This is a genomic window from Dapis brunnea BLCC-M229, from assembly GCF_050015995.1.
Classification (GTDB): Bacteria; Cyanobacteriota; Cyanobacteriia; order Cyanobacteriales; family Microcoleaceae; genus Trichodesmium.
The window spans coordinates 29711-41765 of record NZ_JBNHEP010000288.1; the positions used below are offsets into that span (position 1 = coordinate 29711).

Annotated in this window: 10 protein-coding genes; 5 read left to right on the forward strand and 5 right to left on the reverse strand. The window is 33.7% G+C overall.

Translation table 11 applies throughout. The annotated features are described in order from the left end of the window. Positions 1–22: 22 nt before the first annotated feature. From ACP6PM_RS33180 to menA, 4 genes are all read right to left on the reverse strand, one after another. Positions 23–1006 (reverse strand): o-succinylbenzoate synthase, encoded by a 984-nt coding sequence (locus ACP6PM_RS33180; protein ID WP_426591111.1) that lies wholly within the window; start codon positions 1004–1006, stop codon positions 23–25. 212 nt (positions 1007–1218) lie between these two features. After that, positions 1219–2040 (reverse strand): 2-succinyl-6-hydroxy-2,4-cyclohexadiene-1-carboxylate synthase, encoded by an 822-nt coding sequence (gene menH / locus ACP6PM_RS33185; RefSeq protein ID WP_426591112.1) that lies wholly within the window; start codon positions 2038–2040, stop codon positions 1219–1221. 232 nt (positions 2041–2272) lie between these two features. Then, positions 2273–2671 (reverse strand): peptide-methionine (R)-S-oxide reductase MsrB, encoded by a 399-nt coding sequence (gene msrB / locus ACP6PM_RS33190; protein WP_426591113.1) that lies wholly within the window; start codon positions 2669–2671, stop codon positions 2273–2275. A gap of 1065 nt (positions 2672–3736) precedes the next feature. After that, complete coding sequence (gene menA / locus ACP6PM_RS33195; protein ID WP_426591114.1) at positions 3737–4633, reverse strand: 2-carboxy-1,4-naphthoquinone phytyltransferase; 897 nt, start codon at positions 4631–4633, stop codon at positions 3737–3739. A gap of 893 nt (positions 4634–5526) precedes the next feature. Here menA and ACP6PM_RS33200 point away from each other — a divergent pair. The 5 genes from ACP6PM_RS33200 (at position 5527) to menD (ending at position 10563) form a co-directional block, all read left to right on the forward strand. Further along, on the forward strand, positions 5527–5748 hold the full coding sequence (locus ACP6PM_RS33200; protein ID WP_426591115.1) for an IS200/IS605 family accessory protein TnpB-related protein: 222 nt from the start codon (positions 5527–5529) through the stop codon (positions 5746–5748). 96 nt (positions 5749–5844) lie between these two features. Further along, positions 5845–5985, forward strand: coding sequence for a hypothetical protein (locus ACP6PM_RS33205; RefSeq protein WP_426591116.1), 141 nt, complete (start codon positions 5845–5847; stop codon positions 5983–5985). A gap of 116 nt (positions 5986–6101) precedes the next feature. Then, positions 6102–7598: an isochorismate synthase gene (locus ACP6PM_RS33210; protein ID WP_426591117.1), complete on the forward strand. Its 1497-nt coding sequence runs from the start codon at positions 6102–6104 to the stop codon at positions 7596–7598. A gap of 525 nt (positions 7599–8123) precedes the next feature. Then, on the forward strand, positions 8124–8669 hold the full coding sequence (locus ACP6PM_RS33215; protein WP_426591118.1) for a DNA-binding protein: 546 nt from the start codon (positions 8124–8126) through the stop codon (positions 8667–8669). A 127-nt stretch (positions 8670–8796) separates the two neighbouring features. Continuing rightward, a complete protein-coding gene (menD, locus tag ACP6PM_RS33220; RefSeq protein ID WP_426591119.1) occupies positions 8797–10563 on the forward strand; it encodes a 2-succinyl-5-enolpyruvyl-6-hydroxy-3-cyclohexene-1-carboxylic-acid synthase in 1767 nt (588 codons plus the stop codon). A gap of 588 nt (positions 10564–11151) precedes the next feature. On the opposite strand, the gene grxC is transcribed toward menD, so the two are convergent. Beyond that, entirely contained in the window at positions 11152–11469 is a 318-nt protein-coding gene (grxC, locus tag ACP6PM_RS33225; RefSeq protein ID WP_426591120.1) for a glutaredoxin 3, read from the reverse strand. Positions 11470–12055 lie beyond the last annotated feature (586 nt).

Below are 12055 nucleotides of genomic sequence, written 5' to 3' on the forward strand. Positions count from 1 at the left end.
ATATAGATAAAGTTCGACTCCCTCAAACAAATACAGACTCGAAATTTCTACTTCTGCCTGAATTTTCTCTATCTTGATCAAAAAAGTGGGTGACACCAAAACCAAAAGTACGATTTTTTCTTAAATTTGGTTGTAATTCCGTAGCAAGTTGAAGTGCTGCTTTTCTGGCAATTTTTGTTTCAAATACTGAAGAAAAAACTGCATCAATAGGATGATTTTGACAAAATTCACGCAGTTCCGCACGCGAACCAAAAATAGCAGGTTTAATCACAAATATTCCTTGCCAACCTTGTTGATAACATTGTTGCATTTTGCTGAGGTTCGCAACAGATTCATCTAAGGCAATAGGGGTAGAGTAGTAATTACTTAATTCCAACATTTCTGAAAATTTATCAACAGGTAAAGGTTGTTCTATAAATTCAATTATGTTGAGATTATCGCATATTTCTAGCCATTGCTTTGCTTCTTCAAAACTTAATCCTCCATTAGCATCCAACCTCAGATTTATTTCGGTAGAGAGTTCTTTAACTAACTGCTGAAATATTTCTAGTTCTGTTTGAATTTGATCGACTCCAATTTTCCATTTGAAAGTGCGATATCCTTTTTGCCAAAGTTGCTGCCAAATTTCTAAAGCTGCTTCTCCCCCTGGTAATAAAGCACTGTAAAAATTAGGGTGTTTTAATTCTTCTTTTTCCCCTATTTCTACTTGTTTAATATTTTCCCAAGCTGACTCAAAGCCAAATTTACAACTAGGTAAATTATCGGGAATAGAAAAAATTGTTTCTGTTGTAATTTCTTTTGGCAACTGGTGACATAAATTTAAAGCTTCCGACAAAGTTTCCGAACCAAAAAAACTTAAAGGTGCAATTTCACCTAAACCGATTTCTCCAGTTTTACTGGTTAGTTGTAGAATAATTCCTTCTCTAATATTCCAGATACCATGATTGGTTTTGAGGGGTTGTTTGAAGTTTCGTTTGTAGAGAGAAAATTCTAATTTATAGTGCATGCTTTTTTGAGAATATTTTTTTTGAAAAAACTCACCCCTCTACCTCTTATATTAATGGTGAGATGAGGTTTTAAGGTGAGCAACAGAAACAAATAAATAAGGAAAAAATCCTTTAATATTATTTATCCAATCAATAATATTAGTATAATCTATGCTTACTTCCTAACTCCCTATTAAACAAAGCTTTTAAGACTGATGGAGCAGGAATAGCTTCATACCTTATTCTCTCTTCCTTTTACCAAAAAATTTATTATACTTTCAACCCATTCTTTAGGATTTTCACAGTGAATATTATGACCAGATTCAGGAATTATTTTCACTTTAGCAACCTGACATAATTCTGCCATTTCTGTATTAATAGCTTGAAATTTATCATCATACTCTCCCACCATTAATAATGTATAAATCTGATGATTTGATAATTTATCCCAAAGTGAAGGTTGATTACCTATTCCCAAATTTCGGAGAGACTTTGCTAATTCCAATCGATTATTTTCCAACCGCCTTTTTTTGAGCTTTTCAAAATTATCATGCTGTCTCAAAGATTCAAACAATGCTTGACTATACCAGTTCGATAAAAACTCTTCATAGTTACTATTTTCCAACTTATTAGCTAATTTTAAATCTGACTCATAACGAAGCGATCGCTCTACTTGACTCTTTAAGCCTGGAGATGCTGACTCTAATATTATTTTTTCAAACCGAGTAGGAAAATTTATCGCCAGATATAATGCCAATCTACCACCCATTGAATAGCCAAATAAATAAGATTTTTCAATCTTTAAATCATCTAATAAATCAATCAATGCTATGGCAGTGTTGGGCATATTGTAATATTCTTCACTGCCAAAAACTCTAGTTTTTCCATGCCCAGGCAAGTCAACTGTTAGACAACAAAATTTTTTAGATAACTGGGGAATAATTTCTATAAAATCATTACTACTCCCCATAAACCCATGTAGTAATAGAATAACCTGTTTATTTTTTTTTTCAGTTAAAGAGTAATTAAATTTATAATTTTTCCCATCAAGCATTAATCAATAATTCTGAACAAAGTAATTTGATATATAAGCATTCAGCTATTAGCTGTCAGCTCTCAGCTTTTTAATACCCCGCCCTTAAGGGCGCATTCGCTTAACTTATACTACATTTTCAGCCAGAGAATTGAACAACAAGAACGACGAGCTTGAGTTGTCAACTCAAGCTAATTAAGCTAATAGCTGATAACTGAATGCTTATATTTATAGCACTATAATTCTCAATTATTTATTCAGACTTAACAAACTTCAGCGCAGCAGAATTCAAACAATAACGCAACCCTGTTGGAGGGGGACCATCAGGAAAAACATGACCAAGATGAGCATCACAATCGTTGCAGAGAATTTCTGTTCTCCGCATAAATAAACTCCAGTCCGTTTCTTCTTTGATATTTTCTTGATTAATAGGTGCCCAATAACTAGGCCAACCTGTTCCAGAATCGTATTTTTCTTCTGAACTAAATAAGTCAGTACCACAACAAACACATTTATATATTCCTTTTTCTTTATTGTTGTGATATTCCCCTGTAAATGGTCTTTCAGTTCCCTTTTTTCTTGTGACATTGAACTGTTCTGGCGTGAGTTGCTCCTGCCACTCTTTTTCACTTTTTTGAATTTTATTAACCATGGCTTTAATGCTCCTTTTGACAAATTATTTTCCAGTATAAGGCTAATTTTTAAATGCTATAGATTGTTCTGGCTTACAAATCATAACATATTATTAATGGAAGAAGGAATAACTAAAATTGAGAAGCCCTCTCAATAAGTTTAGGGAATTTACGAATGATACTTGATTTAACGAACTTCATGTTTGTAGGTAAATTCTTTTTTTCTTATAGTGCTGTACAAGTAGTGATTTTTTGAAAAAATCAAGTATACCAGGAAATACTATTCCTTTAAAAGGAGCAAATTTGGAGTATTTTATATTCCCTTTTCCTAGTAATCCTGTAATCGTTTTTCCCTAATCCCACAATAAATCATAATCATCAAAGGATTACCTTTTTTTTGGCTATCTATAGATAAATATACTTGCTCTAAAGGATTTTTTTTGTAATCTATATATTTTCTATTGTAGGAATAACCTAAAGTTATTGGTAGTGGTAAACAATTCATTAATGGATAATGGATAATTGATAATTACCTCTGGTTAAAACCGTTCTTGATTGAATCTAAGGAAATATTATTTCTTCTCTTGGTCGATTGGATATGGCGTTTCGGCTGTCGCCGACATGAAAAGCGTTCGCGGCTCTGTTAAGAGCGGGAGACCTCGCCATCCCATCCTACGGACTGCTCCGCAAACGACCGCTTTTTCTCCTTAAAAGGAGAGGCTTTAAACCAGAATTATTTAATTATTAATTATTAACAATTAATAATTCGGTAATGATTTTACTCATCTAACTTATGGCAATTTAAGGGCTATACCAACTCACATCCTTACATCTTTAGAGATTGAATGTATCAGGAAATATAAAAAGGAGACAGAGAATAGGAAATAGGCAGGAAGAAATAAAGACAAATATTTGTCACTTTTAAATCTAGGAATATATGTACCGAAAATATCTCTATCTAGGATATTTCAATGCCTTTAAGTCTTACTACTTTTAGATTTTAGTCACTACGCATCTCTCTTAATACTTATTTTACAAAAAGTCTCTTAGGACTACCAATTTATGTATTGCAAATGTTTTTAGATTCACAGAACAAATCCTAAGCCAAATAGTAATCCACTAAAAAAATGTAGATAAACTGCAATAAATTTACAGTTACTAACTTTTTCTGGTTGGTCATGATGATTACTAACGTGACGACATAAATAAATACCAAAAGGCAAACCACCAAAACTTAATAGAGTCGAAACTGGGAAAAATCCTAAACTTACACAGATAAAAATGATTGCAAAAACAATCCCGCAAGACAAAGTTAATACTTGAGAACCTGCTTTAGTTCCTATTCTCACAATAGGCGATCGCTTTCCTGCTGCTAAGTCATCTTCTACCTGATGAAAGTGGGAGCAAAAGAGAATAATAGTAGTAGTAATTCCAATAATTATTGATGCAGTGAAACTGTTAATTGACCAAGCCTTAGTTTGACTATAATAAGCAGCAGAAATTGCCAACGGACCAAAAGCAAAAAAGCATAGAATTTCTCCTAAACCTTGATAGCCTAATCTAAACGGAGGACCTTGATAAATATATCCTAAAAAACAACACAGCAATATTAATCCAATTACGGTTAAATCCTGCAACCACCAGCTAATTATTACAATTCCCAAAATACCTAAAAATAAACATAGATTACCTAGCCAAAAAATCAAGTCTTTATTCCCAGTCAGGTTCACCAAAGAATGGTGCTTATTTTGATCGATACCTGTTTCCGAGTCAAACACATCGTTACTAATATTCTCCCAAGCCAAAATTAAAATTGCCGATGTAATAAACGTTAAAAAAATAGACCAATTAATCCCATTTTTTTCCCAGACAGCTATTGCTGTTCCTACCCATATCGGCATAACTGCTACACTATACATAGGTGGCTTAATAGCAGCTAACCATAATTTTTTATCAGACTTATTTGCTACTTCAACTGTCATCTTGATTTGATAATTAATTCTTGATTTTCATAATAGTCATGTAAGTTGATTGTTATGGTTAAGTTGATTATGAAAAACTTCTTAACTCTAACTCAAAACAATTATAAATATTATCCAGAGATATTTTCTACTAATAACAATTTTTAATCTCTTACCACTTTAATTTCCCAGTCATACCAAAATCTTAACAAAAAATAACGTAATTTATTTTTCCTTTACATTTGACTTGATTTAGGTTTTCGACTTGCCTGAATAATCCCTTATGCCCTATCGTCACAAAAGGGATGTGAAAAAAGGTCTTATTTAATTTCAATAAAAATATAGACATTTACGGATAACTATGTTACTTTATTCATCTATTACTAAATAAATTAGACAAATAATTATAAATTGTCAATCAAGCTAAAAATTAAAAAGATGAACTTATGCAAGATTTAGTATCAATTATTTATGCTTTTAGTGCGAGAATGTATGGACTCCGTAGGGCGCAAATAAAAACAGAGAAAATAACTCAGGAATTGCCAAATGAAACTGACTGAAAAATATATAATTAGCAAGCACTATTCTCATTATAAAGAAATCGATAAATTATGCTTTTTATCAAATAATTTCTTTAATACAGTTAATTATATTGTTAGATAAAAATATATCTTTAACTAGAAGTATTTAAACGCGGCCAAAAATTATCATTTAATTAAAGATTCTGTTGACTATAAAGCAATACCTAGTAATGAATAATGAATAGTGGATAAGAAATAATGGATAATGAAAACTATCTCGAAATTACAGCGGTTTCCTTTGCTATGAGGTACAGTCCAATTTTCTTAGTTTTTGACTTCTGACTTCTGTCTTAAAACAAGGTTTACCTCATTACACCGGAAAGTCCTGTATCAATGAAAACTATCTCTAATTATCAATTATCTATTAGTGAAATAGGCAATAATAAAAAATGGAAACAAGAGGTTAATTTAGGGGAAAGAAATAACCAAAATTTTGCCCAAATTCCCGATCGTAAATTTATAGAACAATTGACATATAAAGCAGATAAGGTAGGTATGAAAGTAATTATCAACGAAGAAAGTTACACATCAAAAGCGAGCTTTAACGGATCTTAAGAACATCCCAAATTATAGCCAGGGAGTCAAATATAAATTTAGTGGGAAAAGAATCATGCTTATGTTTATACAAATCAAAAAATGGCTTGTTAATCAATGTTGACTTCAACGGCAGTTACAATACTCATATTAAAGGCAGTTCCAAATGCTTATGCCGATGGAATAGAGGGATTAGGAGTAATTCCATTCAGGATAACACCTGAAAAAGTAAGTCTGTGGATGAATATTTGTCTATAAACTTACAAACTCTAATGTTAATTAATACTAGGGGATAAATTTGGCCACTGCCAAGAATTGGACAGCCCCACCGATCGCTCTCTCTGATTCAGTGAAAATTTGCTATTCTTATTTTCATGCCTGTAATACCAACTTCTATTAATCTGTTTCAAACCTATCAAGACCTGCATCAATTTCTGTTTAATTGTCAACAGACATTAACAGACAAAATGCAGACAAAAATAATTAGTATTTCTCTGGAAATATTACCAGTAGATCCCCTAGCAATATTGGCAGAAATTTGTGAACCACATCAACTACATTTTTACTTAGAAAAACAAATCATTGGAGAAAAAAATATTCACAAAAATAGCTTGGCGATCGCTGCCATTGACGCTGCTAACCACTTGACCGTTAAAAGTGGGAATCGTTTTGCACAAGCTCAATCTTTTATTCAATCATGTTTAAATAATACAATTTCTCTAGGTGCGACACATTTACCCTATGCAGGTCTCCACTTTTTTTGTAGTTTTACATTCTTTGAAAACCAAACTCAAGCCAATCTAAAGAACCTTCATCAAAATGGTAATTACCCACAACAATTATCTATAAATCCTCACTTTCCTTCAGCAACAATATTTCTACCAAAGTGGCAAATAACTCAGACAAATAACCGCAACATACTTGTGATTAATACAGTTATTAACACCTCTATTAACATTCAAAATATTTCCCAAAAAATTTGGTATAAATTCCAGCAAATAACCCAGATAAATCATACTCATTTATTAACTTTCACTACACCTTATAAAAAACTGCGGAGAATTAACGTCAATCATTTACAAGAATTTAAAAAATCAGTTGCTTCAGCTCTAGACTTAATCAACTCAAATTCTTTAAGAAAGATTGTTTTAGCTCATGCCATAGATATATATTCTCAAACAAATTTTGACTTAATCAAATCCTTAAATAACTTGCGATTGATTTATCCAGACTGCTATATACTTTCTACTAGTAACGGCAACGGTCAGAATTTTATATGCGCCAGTCCAGAACGCTTAATTAGTATTAATAATAATCAATTAGTTACAGATGCTTTAGCAGGTTCCGCACCTAGAGGTAAAACCCCAAGTGAAGATGCCAAACTAGCCAATAGTTTATTATGTAGTGAAAAAGATTTACGAGAACATCAATTTGTCATAGATTTCATTATTAAGCGTCTCCAAGATTTAGGATTAAAACCTAATTACTCGTCTCAACCAAATCTACTACAATTGTCAAATATTCAACATTTATGGACACCAATTACAACAGAAATTTCCCAAAATATTCATTTATTAGAAATATTAGCAGAACTCCATCCCACACCAGCAGTGGCAGGAGTTCCTAGAGATATTGCTCAAGAAAAAATACAGAATTTTGAAACTTTCGACCGCTCACTTTATGCAGCACCCATTGGTTGGATAGATCATCAAGGAAATGGAGAATTTGCTGTAGGTATTAGGTCAGCTTTAATCGATGGAGACCGCGCTAGACTTTATGCTGGTGCAGGTATAGTTAGTGGTTCTAAACCCGATAAAGAATTGGCAGAAGTTCAACTAAAATTTCAGACATTATTGAAAGCTTTAGTTTGAAAAATAATCAATAAATTACAAGGATTTATTTCTTTTCTAGTAAACATTCAGCAGTCAGCTATCAGTTATCAGCTTCATTACCTTTAAAAGAGGAGAAAGCAATTGGAAGATTTCAAAGAATTAAAAGTTACTGTAAAAGTCCATCAGTTAACCTTAATAGTCTATCAAGCTATATCGTTCATTTTTATTGCTGAGAGCTGACCGCTAATAGCTGGATGCTTACCTTTTCTAATTATCATAATTAATACCACTTTCGGTAATAGTAGGGAATAGGGAATAAACAATAGCGCAGCCACCTAATTTTTTTCCCTGTAATTTTTACAATATCGGCTTTTCAGCGCCTAGAGTATGTTTCATTAATAGATAATGACCTCTAGTGAAAACCGAGAGGATTGAATATAAGGAAATCACCTGTTCTTTTCTCTTCCTTTTGCTACTTCTTCAATTTTCTTGGTAAATTAAGAATTACCTAGTTTAATTTATATGTAATATATAAATGTATTTTAAAACTAAGACGTTATAGTTATGAGCGCTTCATCAGTACGTACAACACAAGCAGCATTTCTACTCAATATCTCAACAGGTAGATTACGAACACTACTCAATCAAGGCCGAGTTATAGGAGCTTACAAAATCAAAAAACTTTGGATGATTCCCCTTAATCATCGGGGAATGCCAGATATTATACCAGGTAGTCGTGGTCCTGAAGGAACTTGGAATAAGAATAAACGTACGGGCAATACTTTTATTCATGTTTTACGAAAGACTATAGATTACAACCGAGATAATGGTACTGCTTATCCCGCAGTTGCTGTAAAAGTCGGAGATAAAAAGGATTATTGCCATGCTCTGAAAATTAATGGACCTTGCCAAGTAGTTTATCGACCCCATCAACCAAATAAAAGTCAAGCCGGGGGTGCTCGTTTATGGATTGAAGTAGAACCCGAACATATAGTAGAGCGACAATACTTCTCTGATGGAGATTATGGTCCGCCACCAGAAGTAGTGCAGCAAAGGTCAAAAAGCAAGGAGTTTAAAAGTAGAAAGAAAAAACCAAAAATTCAAGTTTAGCAAAGAACTGGTTAGAGATAGCAGAAGGCAGAAGATTAATTATTTTCCATAGTTCGTTTCAGTTATTCAATACTGTCTTAGACCTTTTTGGCTTGACATATTACCATTCAAGATTCAAAACTCAACAATGTCAATTGATTTTAGAAATATCAATACAGTATGGGCATCCATTTTAGTAGAAACACTAAAACGTTTAGGATTAACCACAGCAATTATCAGTCCTGGTTCTCGTTCCACACCTCTAACATTCGCCTTCGCCACCCATCCCAAAATCGAAGCTATTCCGATTATTGATGAACGTTCAGCAGCATTTTTTGCCCTAGGAATAGCAAAAAAAAATTATCATGCTGTGGTTATAGTCTGCACATCCGGTACCGCCGCAGCTAATTTTTATCCAGCCATAATAGAAGCAAAAGAAAGTCGTATCCCACTATTAGTTTTAACCGCAGATAGACCCCCAGAACTACGAAATTGTCATGCTGGTCAAACTATAGAGCAAGTAAAATTATATGGTAATTATCCTAACTGGCAAATTGAACTAAGTTTACCTTCAGTAGAACTAAAAAGACTGGAATATTTAAGACAAACAGTTATTTATGGTTGGGAAAAAACTACTTTTCCTACACCCGGACCTGTGCATTTTAATATTCCTTTTCGAGACCCTTTACCACCCATACCCCAACCAGAAACTATAGCCTTAGCATCAAAATTTCCCAAAAAATTTTTTGCTACTGTACAGCCAGTTTTAAGAACAGAATATTTGCCAAATTATGACTTAATAGAACTCTTAAAAAATCAACTTAAATCTCAGCAAGGCATCATAGTTGCAGGTTTAGCACAACCAGAAAAACCTCAAGAATATTGTCAGGCGATCGCTGAAATTTCCCAAACTTTAAATTTCCCTGTTTTAGCTGAAGGTTTATCCCCTTTAAGAAACTACTCTCAGTTAAATCCCTATTTAATTAGCACTTATGATTTAATTTTAAGAAATCAGAACTTAGCAGAAAAACTCATTCCTGAAATAGTCTTACAAATCGGAGAATTGCCAACAAGTAAACAACTAAGAAGTTGGCTAGAAGTAACTAATTCCCACAGATTAATTATTGACAAAAGTGACCATAACTTCGATCCGCTTCATGGTAAGACAATTCACTTACGAATTTCAGTAGAACAACTAGCCAAAATTTTGACTCCTGAAATTATCCTTAATAACTCTGATATAAATTACTTAAATTTGTGGTGTAATTATGAAGCAAAGGTTAGAGAAAATATTGACAAAAAAATGGCAAAAGTTAATCAGATATTGGAACCAAAAATTTCTTGGTTAATTTCTCAGACATTACCAAAAACTACACCAATATTTATTGCTAATAGTATGCCAGTTAGAGATGTAGAATTTTTCTGGGTTCATAATAATTCCCAAATTCAGCCATTTTTCAATCGAGGTGCAAACGGAATAGATGGTACTTTATCAACAGCTTTAGGTATTGCCCATCGGCATCAAAGCAGTATCATGTTAACAGGAGATTTAGCACTTTTACATGACACCAATGGTTTTTTATTGAGAAATAAATTAGTCGGTCATTTAACTATTATTTTGATTAATAATCAGGGAGGTGGAATTTTTGAAATGTTACCCATAGCTAAATTTGAACCACCTTTTACAGAATTTTTTGCTACTCCCCAAGATATTAATTTTGCTGATTTATGTAAAACTTATGATGTAGAACATCAAAACATATCTTCCTGGAAGGAATTACAAAAGCTTTTAAATCCTTTACCAAGTCGTGGAATAAGAGTTTTAGAATTACAAACAAACCGCCAATTTGATGCTAGATGGCGGTTAGATAATTTAGATAAATTTGCAGCAGATTTTTCGTTATTTGAGAATTAAATAAAGAGGGAAGAAAAAAAAAGGAAAAGGAAACAGTTTTAAAAGTATTTGATATAACCACTTCTCAACTCAACTATGTCCGTTCAAGGACTGGAAAATTCATCCTAGGCATACAAACAATAGACATAGGCTTGACATCCTCCCGACGCTGCTCTACGAGACAGGGCAGGATTCCTCACAATCACGCTCTTAGGGCTTTCTGCTGCCTCTTGCCTCCTGCGGAGGAGCTACGCTAACAGAGGAGCTGCGCTTTTCATGTCGCGTTTGCGTTAGCATTCAGTAGGAAAGCGAAACACAGCACCTGCCTCCCTTGCCCTTCCTTCTTTTCGGTCTAAAGGCGCGCTCCTAAAGACTTGACAGCGCGCTCTTGGGGGTCTCCCCTAAGAGCGACTGGCGCGCTCCACTGCTAGCCCAGCAGCCGGATTCCATTAAGTATAGCAAAGTAATTGTAAGAACCGCTCTTATTGATTGGTTTTGCCATCTCTGAGCTCCCCGCGCTAGCTGCCACACTTGCTCCACCTTTCATGTCGGCGACAGCCGAAACGGGAGAACGCGGGTCAAGGGCCAACGTTGAAATAAATCTTTGATTTAGTTTGGGAGTATGTCAATCAATAAAGGTTCTAATTGACCTTTGCTATCCAAAGCATAAATATCATTGCAGCCACCAATATGTCGATCGTTAATAAAAATCTGTGGCACAGTACGACTTCCATTAGCACGTTCAGTCATACTATTCCTGGCAGTTTCATTGCCATCTATTTTGTATTCGGTGTAGTTAACACCTTTCCACCAGAGTAAAAGTTTTGCTCTAATACAATACGGGCAAGTTTGCCAAGTATAAATTTCGACCTTTGCTTTCATTCGTTCTGGATGACGACCCAGAATAGGGTTCAGAAAATCAAGCATTTTTAGTAATCAATTAAGTAGTAATAAATTAGGCAATTTAGATAATTTGTAACCTATTTTTAAGCCAAACGACAATAAATTTTCCTCACCTCCAATCTTGTTAATTTGATAACTTGATAAAAAGTCTTTTAGATGCTGAAAAATCATCTGTCTTAAATTATTTATTGCCTTAAAATTGTAAGCATTCAGCCATTAGCGGTCAGCTAATCGTGCGGAATGCTACGCAAACAGCTTTTTAATGAATGAAGCAAGTATTCGTTTAACTTCTACTACATTTTCAACTATAGAATTGAAGTATAAGAAGAACGAGCTTGAGTTGTCAACCCATACAATTTTGTGGCGAGAAATGTAGATTTAACTCGGAAGCTAATAGCTGTTAACGTAGTTCCTCCGCAGGAGACTAACGCAGTTCCTCTGTAAGAGGTTAGCTGACCGCTGAAAGCTTACTTAAAATTTAGTATCGATATCTTGTAGGTTTTGCCCTCATTTTCATTTGTGTTTGCATTTTCTTTCTGATGTATAGCTCTCTAGAAATCTTAGAAAAATAATGAGCAGTAAATACTACATTTACTATAAAAAAAGCTAA